We start from the raw sequence: 18,570 nt of genomic DNA on the forward strand, positions 1-18,570 counted from the left end.
CTTCTTTTTTATTTTACTAGAAAAAACGCATGAAATGAACGATTTTTCGTTATTTCATGCGTTTTTTGTTAGAGACTTTTGTCACAGCCCCTTTTGTTTGGTTCATAAGTGCTGTGCTTTTTTTGATTTATACACCTTCTGCATAAATCAAAAGCTTTTTTCTATTTCCAATTTTTATGTTTAAACAGTATGCTTAGGGTAATCAGTAAGCATTGGTTGTTGGCTGAACCAGTCGATAAATAGTTTTAAATTAGGGTTTTGGTTATCTTTTTGATAGCCGAAAATCATTTGTGAAGGTTGCGCATTTTCGATAGGAATCAGTTTTAAATTTTTTGGTGCAGCGCTGCGGCAGCCTTCGGTTAAAACGGTAATCCCTTTGCCTAAAGAAACTTGCATAAGTAAAGTGGTTACGCTTTGGCAGGTGCTAGCGATGACGGGATAATGACCGTTGCTGAGATATAAACTAAGTACGAAGTCATACCAAGCTTTGGTCAGCTGTTTTTTTACACAAAGATAAGGTTCTTCAGTGAAATCGTTAAAGGTTACTGTTTGTTTAACCGCTAAAGGATGAGAATCAGGAACGACCAGTACGGTTTTTAACTGGCTGAAAGGTAGCAGCTTCAAATCATTGGCGCCAGTTAAGGTGCTAATCATGGTTAAACATAGATCATGATGTTGTGCTTCTAGCTCTTTTAATAGTTCGTCGTGATTACCGTCGTAAAGTTTTAGCGGAACTTGCGGATATTTTTCAGTGAACTTCTGTAAAATTGGCAATAAGTAAGCTTCAGAACCGCCCCTTAAAAAACTAATTTTTAAAGGCTGATTCACTTTTTCAGTAAAAGTATCTAACTTTTGCAAGCCCCGTTTATAGTCAAAAATCATATTGGTGGCATATTTCAAAAAGAGATTGCCTTGATTGGTTAGTTGAACTTGGCGGGTGTTTCTGATAAAGAGCTGACAGTTTAGTTCACTTTCCAAATTTTTAATATGGCGACTTAGCGTTGGCTGCGTTATGAAAAGCGTTTCGGCGGCTTTTGTATAGTTTAAAGTATTGGCTAAAGTAACAAAAGATTGTAAATGTTCAATTTTCATTGGACGAAGCACCTTCTTTTATAAAATTAAGTGAAGAAATACACAATCCAAGTGTAACATAAGCTTGGTAGTATAAAAAATAATATTGGGGGATTTTATCATGATTTTAGTAACAGCAGCAGCTGGCGGCGTAGCTAGTCGAGTAATTCCGGTATTAATCGCGAAAGGCTTAAAGGTAAAGGCCTTTGACATTAGTCCGAAAGTTGAAAATTTAAAAGAAATTGGCGTGGCAGAAACATTTGTCGGCGATGCTCGTTCAAAAGAGGATATCGCTAAAGCGTTAGAGGGTTGTGAACAAGTTTTATATATTCCACCGATGTTTGTTTATGATGAAGCTGAAATTGCCAACGCTTTTGTGGATGCGGCAGCTGAGGCTGGCGTGAAGCAATTTGTGATGATGAGTGTAACGCATCCCTTGATGTCAACGCTATTACAACATACTCAAAAGTTAAAGGCTGAAGAGCATCTGGTTTATAAAGGGCTATCTCACGGCTTGAATTATACCATTTTACAACCAATGCATTACATGCATAATTTTGATGTAGCCAATGTTTCCGCAACTAATTCTTATCAATGTTTTTATACTTTAAGCACGAAACTAAGCTATGTGGATATTTTAGATGTGGCTGAAGTTGCAGCGAAAGTTTTAAGTGAAACAGGCCATGAAAATGCTACTTATGAATTGGTCGGCACCGATTTCTTATCACCAAACGATATGGTCGCTAAGTTTAATCAAGCGGCTAATCGTCAAAGTGTTGCTGAAAAAATCACCGTTGCCGATATTGCCGATTATTTTGGTAACGGTAAATATGACAGCTATTTTATGAAAACTTTTGAATGTTTGGCGGAAACTTATGGAAAATATGGCATTGCCGGCAACGCCAATGTATTAACCTGGTTATTAGGTCGCAAGCCAACTACTTTTGATGAATATTTACAACGAGAATTAGTGAAATAAAAATTTAATAGTTCGTTCAAAAACGGTTTTCTTTTAAAGAAAGCCGTTTTTTTAAAATTTTTTTGAAAAAATCAGTCGCTTTTTTTAGCAGTAATTTGGAAAAAAGTTAATTTTTTAGACTTCTTTGCTGCTAAAAAGACCGATATCTTGCATATTTTCTTTAAACTGGCTAGAATGAACTAGGAAGTAATATAAAAAAATGCAGATTAGATAAGCCAGCATAACTGACATGCTTGTGAAGGATTGTTTGAGTTTTATACAAACAGAAGGGAGAGTCTGCTATAATGTACCAAGTGATTAAAATGTACGGCGATAATGAGCCGTGGTGGTTTTTTGAAAACTGGCAATCAGACATTAAGGAAAACTGGCATTTTGAACATTTAGAAGAAGCAAAACAGTGTTATAAAGAACAGTGGCTTTTACTAAAAGAACAATATGACTGTTTAAGCGCACGGCGTAATTTCCTTTGTGCATTTTGGAATAGCGGTGAAGAAGCTTGGTGTGAAGCCTGTGGTGAAGACGTCCAACAATATATGGGACTGGCTTTGCTGAAAAATAATCAAGCAATTGAAGAAGAAAGTGAAGAAGAATTTTATGAAACAGCTAATATTGGCAGAAAAGCCAAGTGTTGCCAAGGATTTAAGTCGCGTACTCGGGGCCAAAAAAAAACATAAAAGTTATTATGAAGGCCCAACGGTAATTGTAACTTGGGCTTTAGGGCATTTATTAGGGTTAAAAATGCCAGAAGAAATCAACAAAGACTGGCAAAGTTGGCAGTTGGAAACTTTACCAATGTTGCCGAAACAATTAGGCATTAAACCCTTGCCTAAAACTGGCCATCAATTAAAAGCCATTAAACAATTAGCGCAACGAAAAGATGTTTCTGAAGCCGTGATTGCTACTGATGCCGGACGTGAAGGGGAACTAGTGGCGCGTTGGATTTTAGAATATGTTCGTTTTAATAAACCGGTGAAACGCTTGTGGATTTCTTCCCAAACAGATAAAGCCATTAAAACTGGCTTTCAAAAGTTACGCCCAGCGAAAGAATATGATAATTTATATCAATCAGCTTTGGCACGAGCAAAAGCCGATTGGCTAGTAGGTTTAAACGTTACGCGGGCTTTAACGGTAAAATATAGCGATAATTTATCAGCTGGACGGGTACAAACCCCCACGCTAGCTTTAGTTCGCCAACAGGAAAAACAGCTGGCGGCTTTTCGTCCGCAAACTTACTACACGATTGATTTGCAAGTAGGTGATGAAGTCGGACGTTTACAGTTAAAAAATCCCCAAGCGATGCATGAACGTGACGAAGCAGAAGCACTGGTTAAAACGTTGAATCAAGAAAAAGGCCAAGTCATTGAGATTCGCGAAAAACAAAAATCCGAACCGGCGCCTTTACCTTATGATTTAACAGAAATACAAAGAGAAGCCAACCAAAGATACGGCTTTTCAGCGAAAAAAACTTTATCTTTAGTCCAAAGTTTATATGAATTTCATAAAATCGTAACTTATCCCCGAACTGATAGCAAATATTTAACGCAAGATATGCAAGCAACCATGAAAGAACGCCTGCAAGCTTTAAGTGGCAGTTATCCAGAAGTTAAACAAATCATCAGAAACGGCGGGCAAGTGCAGCAAAAACGCGTCTTTAATGATAGCAAAGTTTCTGACCACCACGCTTTAATTCCCACTGAGCAAGCGCCACGTTTTGAAAAACTCAGCGGTGAAGAGCAAAAAATTTATCAATTAATCGTACAACGCTTTTTAGGTTTATTTGCCGAAAATCATACCACTGCTCAAAAAGTGATTACTGTACAGCAAGCCAATCAGAAATTTACTTTTAAACAAACCACTGTTTTAACAGCCGGTTGGAAACAAGCCAATGAAGCAACAGCGAAATCAAACTTTAATTGGCAAGAAGGCGCCGTAGTCAAAGGAGATTTACGGATAAATAAAGAGTTGACTGCCCCACCCAAACCTTCAACAGAAGCAAGTTTATTAGGGGGTATGGAGAAATTCAGTTTAGGAACCCCAGCTACCCGCGCAGAAATTATCGAAAAACTGATTAAATCAGATTTAATGGAGCGTAAAAGCACCCACTTAGAAGTAACGCCGAAGGGGAAACAGCTGTTAGAGCTAGTCAATCCTTCATTAGTTACCCCTGATTTAACAGCGACTTGGGAGCGAGAATTAGAAAAAATTGCAGAAGGCAAAGTTTCAGAAAAACATTTTATTGCTCAAGTAACGACTGATACGAAACGGTTAGTTAGTGAAATTAAAGAGAGCCAGCAAAACTATCAAGACTTTTCAATTACTCAAAAGAAATGCCCAGAGTGTGGCGCAAATTTACGAGAAAAAAATAGTCGCGATGGCAAACTTTATGTTTGTAGCAATAACGATTGTTCGTATCGCCGCCGCAAAGACCCAAAAGTTTCCAATCACCGTTGCCCGCAATGTCATCGGAAAATGGAAATCATTGATGGTAAAAACGGTAGCTACTTCCGTTGTAAGTACGACGGGACAACCGAAAAAATGCTAGATAAAAAAGCTCAAAAGAAAAAAATCAATAAACATGAAGAACGCCAGCTATTGAAAAAATATAATCAAGCTGACGAAGAACAAGAAAGTCCTTTAGCAGCCGCTTTAAAAGCTGCAATGGAACAAAAAGATTAAGAAAAAGCCTTTTGCGAATGATACGCAAAAGACTTTTTAAACATTTAATTGTGATAACTAGTCATTATTTTTTCAATGACGGCTTGTTTGACTTTTTCTTCAGCAAAGGAGCCTTCAATGGCATTTAAATTTAATTGTTTCATTTCTGCAAAGCTTAGTTGACAATGCTTAACTAGTAAACTGTATTCATTAACTAAATTTGTTTGCGAAACGGTGCGATTATCAGTATTAATGCAACAATTTATGCCTTCCTTTAAAAAGAAACGCAACGGATATTCAGACCAATCGCTGATGGCGTTGGTTTGAATGTTGCTAGTAGGGCAGAGCTCTAATAAGGTCTGATTTTTTTTGCACTGCACCATAGCATCAGGGCTATCTTTTATGGCAACCCCGTGACCGATTCGGGTGGCGCCTAAATGAATGGCTTCCACAACATTGTGAGGACAACCACATTCCCCTGAGTGCAAAGTCAATTTCAAACCAGCAGCAAGCGCGGAATCTGTACAATTTTTAATGTTTTCGTTGCCGACTTGCTGTTCATCACCAGCAAAATCAAAACCAACCACAGCGTCAGCTTGCAATTGCTTAATGCTGTTAATCAATTCCAAATTAGCGGCTTCTTCATGATGACGCATTGCCGAAATTAATAAATTGACGTGAATCTCATGTTCTTTTTGAGCAGCTTGAATCCCTGTTAAGACTGCTTGAATGATTTGTGGGACAGCAAGCCCTTTTTTTTGATGTAATAAAGGTGCGAAACGAATTTCCAGATAGCAAATATTGTCTCGAACGGCTTGTTCAACTAAATCATAAGCGGCTAGTTGCAAATTTTCGGCACTTTGAAGTAAAGGGAGCACAACATCGAAGCTAGCTAAATATTCTTTTAAGTCATGGCATTTTTTTGGAGCTACGGCTTTTTTCAATTCTGCCAGAGGTAAATTTTCTTTTTTTGCTAATTTTTCCAACGTGGCCATTTGAATGGAGCCGTCTAAATGGCAATGCAATTCAACTTTTGGTAAGGCTTGAATGGTTTCTTGATTCAACACAGTAGCTGCTTCCTTTCCTTTTTAATAAAGTTGTTGAAAGAATCCTGTAACTGCTGGGATTCTTTCAACAACTTCTGCTTGATTTTATTTAACTATTATAGATACAAGTCAACGAATTTTGCAACCGTTGTTTGAATCGCTAAAGATGAGTTGGCTGCGGTCATTGTTTCAATATATTTTGGCGGGATACTTGCTAAGCCGTTTAAACCACCTAAAATCCCACCTAACATAGAAGCAATCGTATCGGTATCGCCACCGACATTAGCTGCCGCATAAAGGCCTTCCATCGTTTGCCCTTTTACCCCGACTAATAAACTGAAAACCGCCGGAATGGATTCTTGCACGATAAAGTTCGTACCGACTTTATTAGCGGTATCTTGCAATAACTGTTGGAAGTTTTTAGCTTGTTTGCCGATTTTTACCGCTTCTTGAATTTTGTAGGCAATATCAGGGCCTACAGAAATATGCTGCTGTTCTTCTCCGTAAACTTTGCCTTTTTGAGCGCCCCATAAAGCTGCTTCAATAATTGTATCAAGGGTAGCTTGTGAGGTTAAAGCCGTAGTAGCCGCACAACAAATGGCTGCCGCTGCGGAAATCGCGTTGCTGTTAAAATGGGTTGGTTTACACATATCAATCGTATAAGCCAAGGCTGTTTCTAAATTTCCTTGCGCCGCCACGGCTAAAGGAATAGTTTTCATGGCGCCACCATTGGTGGCTAAGCTGTTGTAATTGATTAAACCAAAAGGGTCAATATCGGTTGGCAGATTTTGCTTCATGTTTTCAATGGCCGCTCTAGTTGTTGGACCGGCAAATTTATCAAAGTAGCGTTCATCAGTGCCCCAGTTAATAATGGCTTGTTGAGCAATTTTTTCATTAAAAGTCCCCTGATTATCAATCAGCGCCCCCATTAAATAATAAGACATACTGAAATCGTCAGTAACTGTTCCCGCCGGATAATCTCTGGCAAAAGTATCATCAGGAGAAACCGTATATTCTTTTACATAATCACCGAAAGTAGCTAGAATTTGCGTGGTATTTCGTAATTCGGTAGGTGCACCTAAGGCATCACCAACTGCTGCGCCATAAAGGGCACCCAGCATTTTTTCTTTATTCATGAATCATTTGCTCCATTTCTGTTTGTTTTTGATTATCTAAAACTTTCAAGAAGACATACCACATAAAAGTTAAAATAACTAATAAGAATAGTTGTAAAATCGCCCCTTGTAGTGAGTTGGTTACAATCGCGCCACTAATCACTAACGGCATGGTATAAGGTAACGCCACCCCAGTTGTGAAAGGCACTAAGCCAACACTCATAGCAAAATAAGAAATCGTAGTAGTAATAATCGGTGTCGCAATTAACGGAATAAATAAAACCGGATTCAACATAATTGGTAAACCGAAAATAAGAGGTTCATACACGCCGAAAATACCAGGAGCTAAAGCGATTTTTCCTAAATCACGCCAATCTGACCGTTTTTTGAAAAAGAACAATAGTGAAATTAAAACCGGAATTGATAAATAACCACCATTTAAAACGAAGAAATCCGTAAATTGCCCAGTTACTAAATGAGGTAATTTTTCATGAGCTTGAAAAGCTGTTAAATTATCGATAGATTGTGAGTTCCAAATCGGCACCATCACACTCCCAACAATTACGTGGCCGTGTAAACCGAAGAACCAGAATAAATTCACTAAGACGCCAACAATAATAGTGGCTGGTAAAGAAGTCCCTAAAGAAGTTAATGGTTTTTGAAGCATTTGATAAATTAAAGCATTCATAGTTTCAAAAGAAGTCATTTCAAAAGCTTTTCGTACGCCAAAAGCCACGATTAAAGCTACTGCAACCGGAATGAAAGAAGAGAAAGAGTCCGCAACTAATTTCGGTACGCTACTAGGCATTTTAATTATCCAGTTGTGTTGAATGGCATAGCGATAAACTTCCGTTGTAATAATCGAGATGATAATTGCAGAGAACATGCCGATTGCACCAATTTCAGAGAGAGGTAAAATCCCCGCTACAAGTTCGCCAGATTCAGCGGTAATCGTAGTTGGTGTAATCATAATAAAAGCAAGCAAACCCACTAAAGCGCCATATATTGGGTTTACTTTATAATGATTTGATAAGCTATAACCAATACCGACAGCGACGATAAAGGAAATAACCCCCATCGTTAAGGAAACGGTTGGTGAAACAAAAGCTTGAAACTGAGCAACTTTTTCATCACCAATCAAATTAGGCAAAAAAGGCAGATTAACAAGCATTGTAAAAATAGAACTAAAAATAGTAAAGGGCAGAGAGATTAAAAAGGCGTCTTTAATTGCGACTAAGTAACGGTTTTTACTGAAGATATCAGCTAAAGGCAACAGATACTTTTCTAAAACGGCTGTTAATTTTTTCATGAGTGGGTCTCCTTTTATTTTTTTATCGAAAGCACTTTCATATGTATTAAACCATTTATTTTTATTGGTGTCAACCAATAAAAAAACTGGTACGTTCCAATTTATTTGCTAAACGTTTTTTTCTTAGCTATAATAGAGATTAATTCATGATATTCACAATAGGAGGCGGCGATGGATTCTCTTAATTTATATAACCAAATAGCCAATCAGCTAAAGCAAAATATTCTTGAAGACCTTTATCCCACAGGCAAGTTACCTAACGAACGGATTTTAAGTGAAGAATTTAACGTCAGTCGTAGCACTATGAAAAAAGCCATTGATTCTTTGGTGGAAGACGGTTTACTTTTAAGAAAAGCCCGTTCAGGTACTTTTGTAAACTTATTATTTAAAAAGAACTACACCGATTACAGCCATCAAAAAAGAGGCCCAATTGGCTTAACGAAATCATTTTCGGAACAAGGGAAAAAAATCACTTCTAGAATTTTAGTTTTTGAAGTCGTTTTACCCCCAGAAGAAGTACGAAAAGGCCTGCTATTATCTAGCGATGACTTTACTTATCACTTTAAACGGGTCCGTTATATTGATCAAGTTGCGGTTTCCATTGAAACAAACTATATTCCTATTCAACTTTTTCCTAAATTGAATAAAGAAATCGCCAAAGATTCCATTTATGATTATGCAATTAAAGAAATGAATATTTTATTAACCAACTCTTATGTTTCTATTTTTTCTTTACCTTCCAACGAAGAAGATCAAAAAGAGTTAAACCTAACGCCTTATGAACCCGTAACTGTTTCAGAAGAAATCGTCTTTACCGAAACGGGCATTCCATTTGAGTATACAATTGTCAGAAATCACTATCAGAAGTTTACCTATAATACTTCAGTTAGTGCAAATAAATAAGCTTTTGAAAAAAAGTAATGCTATCTCTTGTAAAAGAGTGGTGTTACTTTTTTGTTTTTGGGAAGAGGATGCGGCTGAACGAGCCCGCTTCGCTTTTTATGTAATCTAGCTGCGTGAGTTTGCACCGCTCGACAAAGTGAGAATAAAACTCGTGGCCGAAAACGCCACTATAATTTTATTCTGCACTTTGCTCGGGTGCAGAACAACTCACTCCGCTTTATAGTTAATAAACAGTTAATATTTGGTTAATAGTCATTTTAGGTTTGCTTGGTAGAATGAATTTGTTAAGTGGTATTAGTTGAAAAGTAGAGAGGATGTAAAAAATGAAGAGTCTTTTAAGTTTGAAAGATGTATCAAAAAAATATAAAAAGCAAGATGCACTGGATCATGTGACGATGACGATTAATCAAGGAGATATTTATGGTTTTATTGGCAGAAATGGGGCGGGTAAAACGACCTTGTTGCGAACGATTACTGGCTTAAATGAAAAAACTGCTGGGACTGTTGAATTTACCACTGAGAAAATTAAAGTTGGTGCAGTGATTGAAGGGCCGGCTTGCTATCCGTATTTATCCTCCAAAGATAATTTAATGACTTATTGCTACCAACAAAAAATTGCTAATCCTAAAGAGCGGGTAGCTGAAGTTTTGCAATTTGTTGGTTTGGGGGATGTGGATTCGCATAAAACTTTTAAAGACTATTCTTTAGGTATGAAACAGCGCTTAGGAATTGCTGTTGCTATTTTAAGCGAACCTGATTTTTTAATTTTAGATGAACCGATTAATGGTTTAGACCCTCAAGGCATTGTGGAAATTCGTGAAATTATTCAACGTTTAAATCAAGAGCAGGGGACGACGATTTTAATTTCTAGCCATATTTTGTCAGAACTTTCTTTAGTAGCTACCCGCTATGGCATTATCAATCAGGGAAAATTAATTAAAGAGCTAACCCAAGCGGAATTAATTGCCGCCTGCAGTCAAAGTTTATTGTTGGATACTTCAGATAATCAAACAGCGGTTGAAGTTTTAAATAAAGCTGGCATGACGCTTGCATATCAGGGTGAAAAAATAAAATTAATGGAAGAAAAAGCGGCGATGCCAGCCATTTCAGCTGGTTTATTCGCAGCTGGAATTTATGTCACGGAATTTTCTGTGAATGAACAACAATTAGAAGATTACTATTTGAACTTAGTGCGTGCATAAAAATATTTTTACGAGGAGTGTTAGGAAATGTTAGCAATGATTAGAGCCGATATTTATCGGATTATTAAAGGGCAACAAGGCGTGATTAGCAGTATCATTTTATTAGTTTTAGCGGTTGGTTTAGCATGGTTAGGAAAAGATGCTGGCGGAGAAGTGGCCAGTGAACAAGCTTTAGTAATTGGTAGTTTATTTATTCCAATTTTTTTAACGGTGGTTTTGACGGTAATCTGGGGTCAAGAAATTAATAACCGCACCATCAATAACACTTTGATTGCTGGTGCTAGTCGGTTAAAATTTTTCATCAGTAAATGGTTGCTGATTTGTATTTGGACGATTGTCGAAATTGCCATTTTTGTGGTCGGTTTCAATTTAGCATCACTAATTTTAGGTAATGGCTTGCTTTTCAATCAGCTATTACCGGTGATTGCCTTACAATTACCTTTTTATTTTGCGATTAGCGCTTTACTTTTATTGTTGCTTAATCTTTTTCCTACCAACACGATGGCTGTTTTAGCTTTTGTGACTTTGCTTTTTATGGGGGATAATTTATTGCAATTGTTGCTGCAAGTTTTAGCAGAACCTTTGAGTTTCATTAGTGAATACTTTATTTTTACTAATTTAAACACCATGATTCATTTTGCAGAGTTAACCCAAGCAAAAATTATCGCCTATATCACTGTCGCTTTATTGGGTGGTGTGGTCTGTTTGATTAGTAGTGGTCTGATTTTTAGGAAAAAAGCGTTGAAATAACTAATGAAAAATTCAAGTGATAAGTCACTTGGATTTTTTTGTTTAATTATGTATATACTTATGCTATGTTAGTTTTAACAAGTTTAAAGGAGGAACTAAAATGAGTTTTTCAGAAATCAGTATTTATCAAGTGAAACCTGACAAAACAGAGGCATTTGAAACCGTTATGGCGGACGCCGCAAAATTAATGGCTCAAATGGAAGGCTGTCTAGCTTTTAAATTGATGGAACGCACCCATTATATAAAAGAAATGAAAACCATTAAAGAAGGTCTGCCACCTGATAAGCTAACACGCATTGTTAAATGTGTGAAATACGCCCATTATTGGGAGTTTGATAACGATGAAAGCTATGGTAAAGCACAAAAACAACTATATGAGACTCACTGGAAAAGCATTGAAAAATGTTTAATCGCACCTCATGATAAAGTGTTGGGAGAACGATTGAAGAATAAATATTGATAAGAGCAATATAAAACAGCAGCATCCTTTTAAAGGGTGCTGCTGTTTTGACTTTTCTAAAGAATTTTTAAAAAGTCAAAAAATTCTCCTAAAACGGTAAACGAATGAAGGCCTGCTGAGTTCATCACAATCGAAAATAGAAGGAATCTTATTACCGCATGCAACATAGCTAAGTCAGCATCCCCGTTAAATTAAATAGCACTGGGAGGTAAGCGCTATTTCTGGTGCTTTTGTACCAATAAGTAACAAAAAGAATGGAGATTGTTGCTTAAAGGTATGATGCCGCTTACTTTGTCGGTGGTGAAAGAATCCTGCTGATGATACGCTTACATTGTTGAAAGCGTTAGTTACTTATCTTGAATTGTTTCAGACCAAGGAGGCAAAATCATAGCCGGTAAGCCTCGAATATAAGCGGAGATGATGACCTCGATAGCTTCTGGAGTTCCCATTTCCAAAGCCCATTTGATGGAGCTTAGGGACAAGGTAGCGTAAGACTGACATAGATAATCAGCTTCAATACTAAGTTGCCGCTTTGGAAATCTTCTGATGCTTCATCTAACAACTCTTGAACCCGCTTTGTTGAACCCGCTTTGTTGAACCCGCTTTGTTGAACCCGCTTTGTTGAGCCGGCTGCTTTGGCCATTTCAGTGAAAAGGGTGGCGATATTTGGTAGAGCACCGATTAAATTGAATAGATACATAAAAAAACTCATCAATGTTCCGATTTCCATAGCACCGATGGCGATGCGATGCATGCCGTAAGCGAGTAAACCAAAAATCATCGTCATCATAATCATTAACATAAACGGTTGCATAGTGGCATCGAAAGTCGCTTCTTTTTTGCCAACTTCGAATAATTTATCGACTTCTTTATTGGCGTGAACTTGCGCTTGTTTTTCTGCGTTAGAAGTTTTTACTAAACGGATTTCGCTAAGGGTTTCGCTGGCGATACCGTTAAATTTAGCTAATGTATCTTGGCGCAAATGACCGACTTTTGTACCGAAACTAAAAATCGGAATCATCACCAACATCACGATAGGTACGGCAACTAACATGGCAACGCACATTCGCCAGTCCATCCGAATCATCATATAAACAGAGCCAATTACCAAAATCATGCTTGATAAAGTTTGTGGGAAAGTTGTTGCGACTAATTGTTTTACTTGAGAAGTGTCATTAACTAAGCGGCTGGAAATTTCGCCGGCTTTGACGGTGTCAAAATAGCTAACTTTTAGAGTAGTTAATTTTAACAACAGACTTTTTCTAAGTTTTTTAACAATGTTTTCGCCAAAAATCCCTAAAATCGTACCGCCTAATGCTGAAATTAGTGCTGAACCTATAAATAGCAATGCAACTTTAATCAATAAAGCATAGTCAATTCCTTTTGAAAACGTATTGACTAAGGTGGAAGCTAATTGCGGAACGTAAATCTGCACGCTAGAGGAAATCATGAGTAAGAGTACGCCGCTGATTAAAAGATGATATTTTGGTTTAGTTGTGGTAATTAATTTTGTAAACTGTTTTAAAGAAAATTTGGTGCCATCTTTGCGAGTAGCATCACCAATAGGTCTTCCGCCGCCTCCAGCCATTATCTATGCCCCCTGTTCCAGCGGTCAAAACTGCCACCGAAGCCGCCTCAAAAATCATTAAAGCCGCTACGGTCTAACATTTGTCCGCGAGCACGACCGAAATGAGCAGACATTTTTTCGAATTGTTGCCAGCGTTGGTCGTCACCGAAAATCTTATTTAATTTTTCTTGAAATTCTTCGCTGGAAACATTGGTTGCCATACGAGCTAGGTAATTATCTAATTTTGTTAGTTCTTCTTCAGTAAAATCTTTAAACAATTCATCTCTTAGGTTTACTGAAATATTGCCGCGATATTCTAAGCTTTCACGACCTTTTGCTGTTAGTTTTACATAAGTAACGCGAGCATCTTTTTGTGATTTAACTTTTTCGGCTGTACCGGCTTCTTCAAGTTTTTTAATAATTTGAGTGACGCTGGAAGGCTTGATATCTAAATATTCAGAGATGCGACCAGCGGTAACTTCCTCTTCCTTAGCAAGTAATTGTAAGGTTTCAAGGGCGTTATCAGTTTTTTCATCGACTTGGTTTGCAAAGATTAAAAAAGGTTGCCGAGCGATATTGGTTAAATTGTTTAAAATATTATTTTCATGCATTTATTTTTCCCTCCAAATTGATTTTATAATTGAATAGTTAGTTTTGTTCTTAACTAACGAAATAAATTATAATCACGTTTAGTTAGTTTGCTAAGTTTAAAACTAACTAAAATACAAAGAACAACAAAGAACCCAATCAGTAGTGGCTTTCTGATGGGATTTCTTATTGTTTTTGCTATGGATTTTTAGTTTATTGAAACATTTAGTCAATAAAGCTAAGGTTGTTACGCAAGTTTGACCAACTCTTTCAAAAATAAGTAGTATTTTGTTTTCATTTTCAAAGCTATAATCCTGTGGCTGATTTTTTGTCCAAATAAGATTAGGGATAGTTAACATCATGATAAACAGCAAACCGATGTAAGAAAACCCAAAATTAGTAAACATATATTTCTCTTAACTTTTAAATAAGTAAGTTTATTCTGCCATTTTTAATAATTTATTGACCGTGTTGGCATTGCGAATCGTAACGTGGTTATTGGCGGCTGAACTGGCAATTTTGGACCATCTAGCCTTTTGAAAAGTTTTTAAAGGAGCAGTCCAAAAAATGACATTTTCATGATAGTCGATTTGTTCATATTCAGGCTTAATTTCGCCGACAGCTGCAAATACTGTTGCGATATCCATTGGTGGAATAAGAAAAATCGCATAGTTGACAGCTTCTTTATCAATATCCCACCAAGCGGGCGCATGCGCCAAAGTAGCAGTTAGCTCTTTGGTAGAAACAACAGTCACGGGAATCTCTAACATAAATTTTTCAGTTATCAGGGTTTCGATTTTACGAATCAAATCTGTTTTATATTGATTGGCGGTAGTAAAAAGTACATTACCACTATTAATATAGGAGGTTACATCTGTAAAACCAAATTCTTCAAAGACTTTTCTTAGTTCAGGCATGGCAATTTTGTTTTTACCACTAACATTTATTCCCCGTAAAAGAGCGATATATTTTTCCAATAAAAACACCTGCTTTTCTGTTAATAGCCTTAGTATAGTATACAAACAAAGCAAAATATAGGTTTTACTAACAGTTTGACCGCTGTTTCTGCAGAAATAATTATGAAAAATCTTTTTTTAAAGCGTATAATAAATGATTATTAGTCAAAAAAAGCTAGACATTAATTTTAAAAAAAATTCTCGATTTTAGTGTCACAGTTTTAAAAAAGCGCAGTCTAATTAGTGAAAGGAGAATTTTTGAAATGGAAAAAAGGATTAATGATTTAATTGCTAAAGCCTTGGCTGGAGAGCGTGAAGCCCTTGAAGAGATTTTAGTTGAAGTTAAAGATTTTGTTTTTAATATTTCTTTGCGGATGTTAGGGACAATTCCGGATGCTGAAGATGCAACGCAAGAAGTTTTAATTAAAATTATAACTAATTTGGCTTCCTTTAAAATGAACGCTAAGTTTGAAACTTGGGTTTATCGAATTACGACCAATTATCTGATTGATTATAAAAAATCGATGTTCGCCCAGTATCCTTTAACTTTTACTTATTATGGAAATGATATAAAAGCCCAAGTTAATGAAAGCGTGGAGGATGCCTTTAATCAGGAAGAGCGAGAAACGCTGACAAATGAGCTGAAGCTATCTTGTACCAATGTGATGTTGCAATGTTTAACACCACTTAATCGCTGTGTTTTTATTCTGGGAACGATGTTTAAGATAAATAGTCAGTGGGCTAGTGAAATTTTAGGTTTATCACCGCAAAATTATCGGCAAAGACTTTCCCGCAGTCGTAAAAAAATGCAAGCATTTCTATTTGAACATTGCGAGTATGCTGGGGGAACTTGTCGTTGTAATCAACGAATTGAGTACGCGATTAAGTGTGAACGTTTAAAGCCCAAAAATTTGGAGTATACGAATTTAGTTGTACTAGATAAAGATATTTTGGAGGTCCATAAAAATATCATGGAAGATGTTGAAGACCAGGTCGATGTCTTTAACAAATTACCTTTATATCATGCTAAAGTGGATAGTAAAACTTTTATTAGCCAGTTGCTATCAACAGCAGAAGTAGAACAATTATTAAATTTTTCACAGGAGGGATAATATGTCAGATATCAAAAAAATACTAACTTTTCTTGATGGTTTTTCAAAAAATAATAACAGAGAGTGGTTTCATGAAAATACTCAAGTGCGTAAACAAGCGAATTTAGCTTTTGAAGGTTTAGTCGGAGAATTAGAGCATGAAATTATGAATTTTGATTATACCATTAAATTTCATGCTCCAAAAGAATTAACTTTTAGACAAGTAAGGGATTTACGTTTTAGCAAGGATAAAACACCTTATCATCCGATTTTTCGGGCACATATTGCACCAGCAGGGAAACTGCCTATTCCGGTAGGATATTTTATTTGTATTAAGCCTAATGATGGTTCTTTTGTCGGTGGGGGGCTGTTTACTGACCAGTTTAGTGAAGCTACGAATCAAATTCGGGATTATTTATCAGCGCATCCCCAAGAATTTGAAGCTATTATCAATAATGATTTGTTTAAAGAAAACTTCACTGTTAAGGGAACCAAATTGAAGAATGTACCTAAAGCTTATGATTCGGATTCAGCCATTGCAGAATATTTGAAGTACAAAAGTTGGTATTTGGAATATAAAATTACTGACCAAGAGCTACTAACGGCGGATAATTTAGTTAATTTGCTTGCGGAAAAATTTGCATTAATGAAAGATTTTAATGATTTTCTAAATAAAGCATTGGTTGATTTTAAGATGCCTGAGCGGAAGAAATAATCAGCTTGTTTCATAATTTTAATTAAGCTAGAATAATGAAAGAAATATGTGGAAATGAGGGAGTTGGATAATGGCTGAAGGAAAACGCACCATCCATTTAATGGGGACGGTAATCCAGATGTGGGTTCAAGCTGAACAACCAGAAGTTTTACTAGCTAAAGCGGAAGCGCAATTGGTGGACTATGAAAAACGTTTTAGCGCCAATAATCCTAACTCTCATTTGATGCACATCAATCAACAAGCAGGTCAGCAACCTGTTCAAGTTGAAGCTGATTTATTAGAGCTAATAAAAATTGGTAAAGCTCAGAGTATGGCAAAAGATAGTTTCTTAAATATTGCGATTGGTCCGTTAATTCAAACTTGGCGGATAGGCTTTCAAGATGCTAAGCGACCGACTGAAAAACAAATTCAAACGGCATTATCTCGAATCAATGTCGCTGATATTTTGATTGATGATACCCAAAAGACCGTTTATCTAAAGAAAGCCGGGATGGCGATTGATTTAGGTGCCTTAGCGAAAGGCTATTTTGCTGATAAAATTATCGCATATTTTCAAATGCAAGGCGCGACAGCAGGGTTTATTGATTTAGGGGGAAATGTATTAACTTTTGGGGAATCGCCTAATCAAGCAGATGGTTATTGGAGAGTAGGAGTTCAAAATCCCTTTTTGCCAAGAGGTAATTATTTAACTGTTTTAAAAGTAAAAAATCAATCAGTAGTTACTTCGGGAATTTATGAAAGAAAATTTGAGTTTGCTGGAAAGACGTATCATCATATTTTTGATAGCCAAACTGGTTACCCAATCACAACTGATGTAGCTAGTTTAACAATCGTTTCTGAGCATTCACTAGCTGGTGAAATTTGGACAACTCGTTTATATGGTCAAAAATCAACAGAAATGATTCGTTCAGTGGAGAAATTACCCGGAATTGAAGGTCTGGTTGTAACGACAGCAGGCTTGATGGCACAGACTACTAATTTGCAAATTGTTAAATAAAATAATTAAAAGGAACCACGAAACTTTTTTCAAAAGAAAGTTTCGTGGTTTCTTTGTTTTAATTTTCAAGGAGGCTGTTTTTTAAACTACTTTCTAAAGATGAAATAAAGCAGTCAATCAAGGTGTTTTCAGCAGGAATCAGGCTTTTATTGGCACGATGAGCAATAAAATAAGCTAAAGACAGTGACTCCAAAGGCAGTGGGTAGAGATTGAATTGGGTATCCAAAGTGTTGGTTTTAACACTTTCAGGAACAAAAGTCACGCCAAGATTGCTTTTTGCCAGCTCTACCACAGTAAAAATATCAGCACTTTCAATAACGATAGTTGGTTGGATGCGATATTTTTGAAATAAGTAATCCACTTGACGTCGAATCGCTGAACCACGAGCAGTTAAAATTAGATTTTGCGCCAATAATTTTTTTAGCGGAATGCTGTTAGCTGGTAGCCATAAGGTGCCTTCTTGATAAAGCTGACTTGATGCAGGAATGACAGCATAATAACCGTGGTCGCCAACATGATTGACAGTTAAATTTGGTGAGAGTGTTTCGGGATTCTGACCAATAAGAAAATCAATTTCACCATTTAATAATTTTTTCTCGTTTTCAGCTGGAATCGTCTCTATTAATTCAATTTTCACATGAGAATTTTCAGCTAAAAATTTTGTTAAAAATAAAGGTAATAAATAAGTTCCTAAACTAGGTAAAATGCCAATGCGAATAATCGTTAAATCAGGCGTGGAGTATTTAGCGATCTTTTTTTTGAATTGATCTTGTTTCGTTTCCAGAGAACTTAAATATTGGTAATAAATTGTGCCAGCTTCGGTTAATTGTAAAGGAGTAGAGTGACGGTTGATAATTTCAATCCCCAGTTCTTGTTCTACCTTTTTGATAGTTTGAGTTAAGTAAGGTTGTGAGATGTATAGGACTTTAGCTGCTTTTGTGTAGTTCCCGTGCTTTAACAGCATATCTATGTATTGGAGCATTTGTGGTGAGTCAATAAGCGCCATCGAAAGTACCTCCTGATGTTTTCCATAAGTAATTGGTTATCACTTGATAATTAAATAAATATTTCACAAATGATTCTTCCTACTCTACACTCAAGGTAGAAGGAAGTATGTACTTTATTTTACCATAATAATTAGTGGAAAAGTGGTTTAGCTAGGCTAT

17 protein-coding genes and 1 pseudogene are annotated in these 18,570 nt (G+C 36.5%); 10 read left to right on the forward strand and 8 right to left on the reverse strand.

Annotation, left to right across the window (positions count from 1 at the left end):
- Positions 1 to 180 precede the first annotated feature (180 nt).
- The gene (locus M2139_RS03900; RefSeq protein ID WP_280737607.1) at positions 181 to 1,092 is read right to left on the reverse strand and encodes a LysR family transcriptional regulator; all 912 of its coding nucleotides are present in this window, start codon (positions 1,090 to 1,092) and stop codon (positions 181 to 183) included.
- A gap of 100 nt (positions 1,093 to 1,192) precedes the next feature.
- Between M2139_RS03900 and M2139_RS03905 the strand changes: the two genes are divergently transcribed.
- From M2139_RS03905 to M2139_RS03915, 3 genes are all read left to right on the forward strand, one after another.
- Positions 1,193 to 2,050: an NmrA family NAD(P)-binding protein gene (locus tag M2139_RS03905; protein WP_280737606.1), complete on the forward strand. Its 858-nt coding sequence runs from the start codon at positions 1,193 to 1,195 to the stop codon at positions 2,048 to 2,050.
- Between the two features lie 284 nt (positions 2,051 to 2,334).
- A complete protein-coding gene (locus M2139_RS03910) occupies positions 2,335 to 2,724 on the forward strand; it encodes a DUF1033 family protein (protein ID WP_280737605.1) in 390 nt (129 codons plus the stop codon).
- Complete coding sequence (locus M2139_RS03915; RefSeq protein WP_280737604.1) at positions 2,645 to 4,726, forward strand: DNA topoisomerase III; 2,082 nt, start codon at positions 2,645 to 2,647, stop codon at positions 4,724 to 4,726. The genes M2139_RS03910 and M2139_RS03915 overlap by 80 nt, the downstream gene beginning before the upstream one ends.
- Positions 4,727 to 4,770: 44 nt before the next feature.
- Here M2139_RS03915 and add read toward each other — a convergent pair whose 3' ends face one another.
- The 3 genes from add to M2139_RS03930 all read right to left on the reverse strand — a co-directional run bounded on the left by add (position 4,771) and on the right by M2139_RS03930 (position 8,175).
- Positions 4,771 to 5,772, reverse strand: a complete 1,002-nt coding sequence (gene add / locus M2139_RS03920) for an adenosine deaminase (protein ID WP_280737603.1) — start codon at positions 5,770 to 5,772, stop codon at positions 4,771 to 4,773.
- 95 nt (positions 5,773 to 5,867) lie between these two features.
- Positions 5,868 to 6,887, reverse strand: a complete 1,020-nt coding sequence (locus M2139_RS03925; protein ID WP_280737602.1) for an ADP-ribosylglycohydrolase family protein — start codon at positions 6,885 to 6,887, stop codon at positions 5,868 to 5,870.
- Entirely contained in the window at positions 6,880 to 8,175 is a 1,296-nt protein-coding gene (locus M2139_RS03930) for a PTS transporter subunit EIIC (protein WP_280737601.1), read from the reverse strand. Before M2139_RS03930 ends, M2139_RS03925 begins: the two co-directional genes overlap by 8 nt.
- A gap of 171 nt (positions 8,176 to 8,346) precedes the next feature.
- Here M2139_RS03930 and M2139_RS03935 point away from each other — a divergent pair, with 171 nt between their 5' ends.
- The 4 genes from M2139_RS03935 to M2139_RS03950 all read left to right on the forward strand — a co-directional run bounded on the left by M2139_RS03935 (position 8,347) and on the right by M2139_RS03950 (position 11,490).
- On the forward strand, positions 8,347 to 9,078 hold the full coding sequence (locus M2139_RS03935; protein ID WP_280737600.1) for a GntR family transcriptional regulator: 732 nt from the start codon (positions 8,347 to 8,349) through the stop codon (positions 9,076 to 9,078).
- 323 nt (positions 9,079 to 9,401) lie between these two features.
- The gene (locus tag M2139_RS03940) at positions 9,402 to 10,280 is read left to right on the forward strand and encodes an ATP-binding cassette domain-containing protein (protein ID WP_280737599.1); all 879 of its coding nucleotides are present in this window, start codon (positions 9,402 to 9,404) and stop codon (positions 10,278 to 10,280) included.
- Between the two features lie 27 nt (positions 10,281 to 10,307).
- Positions 10,308 to 11,030 carry an ABC transporter permease gene (locus tag M2139_RS03945; protein WP_280737598.1) on the forward strand — a complete coding sequence of 241 codons (723 nt, stop codon included), beginning with the start codon at positions 10,308 to 10,310 and terminating at the stop codon, positions 11,028 to 11,030.
- A 100-nt stretch (positions 11,031 to 11,130) separates the two neighbouring features.
- Complete coding sequence (locus M2139_RS03950; protein WP_280737597.1) at positions 11,131 to 11,490, forward strand: antibiotic biosynthesis monooxygenase; 360 nt, start codon at positions 11,131 to 11,133, stop codon at positions 11,488 to 11,490.
- Positions 11,491 to 12,025: 535 nt separating this feature from the next.
- Here M2139_RS03950 and M2139_RS03955 read toward each other — a convergent pair.
- The 3 genes and pseudogenes from M2139_RS03955 to M2139_RS03965 all read right to left on the reverse strand — a co-directional run.
- Positions 12,026 to 13,078: pseudogene (locus M2139_RS03955) on the reverse strand (ABC transporter ATP-binding protein); the annotation flags it as partial.
- 47 nt (positions 13,079 to 13,125) lie between these two features.
- Positions 13,126 to 13,668 (reverse strand): MarR family transcriptional regulator, encoded by a 543-nt coding sequence (locus tag M2139_RS03960; protein ID WP_280737596.1) that lies wholly within the window; start codon positions 13,666 to 13,668, stop codon positions 13,126 to 13,128.
- A gap of 414 nt (positions 13,669 to 14,082) precedes the next feature.
- The gene (locus tag M2139_RS03965) at positions 14,083 to 14,622 is read right to left on the reverse strand and encodes a DUF1697 domain-containing protein (protein ID WP_280739529.1); all 540 of its coding nucleotides are present in this window, start codon (positions 14,620 to 14,622) and stop codon (positions 14,083 to 14,085) included.
- A 242-nt stretch (positions 14,623 to 14,864) separates the two neighbouring features.
- On the opposite strand from M2139_RS03965, the gene M2139_RS03970 reads away from it, so the two are divergent.
- The 3 genes from M2139_RS03970 (at position 14,865) to M2139_RS03980 (ending at position 17,404) form a co-directional block, all read left to right on the forward strand.
- Positions 14,865 to 15,713: a sigma-70 family RNA polymerase sigma factor gene (locus M2139_RS03970; protein WP_280737594.1), complete on the forward strand. Its 849-nt coding sequence runs from the start codon at positions 14,865 to 14,867 to the stop codon at positions 15,711 to 15,713.
- A gap of 1 nt (position 15,714) precedes the next feature.
- On the forward strand, positions 15,715 to 16,407 hold the full coding sequence (locus tag M2139_RS03975) for a DUF2461 domain-containing protein (protein ID WP_280737593.1): 693 nt from the start codon (positions 15,715 to 15,717) through the stop codon (positions 16,405 to 16,407).
- Positions 16,408 to 16,477: 70 nt separating this feature from the next.
- Entirely contained in the window at positions 16,478 to 17,404 is a 927-nt protein-coding gene (locus M2139_RS03980; protein WP_280737592.1) for an FAD:protein FMN transferase, read from the forward strand.
- A gap of 58 nt (positions 17,405 to 17,462) precedes the next feature.
- On the opposite strand, the gene M2139_RS03985 is transcribed toward M2139_RS03980, so the two are convergent.
- On the reverse strand, positions 17,463 to 18,410 hold the full coding sequence (locus tag M2139_RS03985) for a LysR family transcriptional regulator (RefSeq protein WP_280737591.1): 948 nt from the start codon (positions 18,408 to 18,410) through the stop codon (positions 17,463 to 17,465).
- Positions 18,411 to 18,570 lie beyond the last annotated feature (160 nt).

This window comes from Enterococcus sp. PF1-24 (assembly GCF_029893325.1).
GTDB lineage: Bacteria > Bacillota > Bacilli > Lactobacillales > Enterococcaceae > HY326.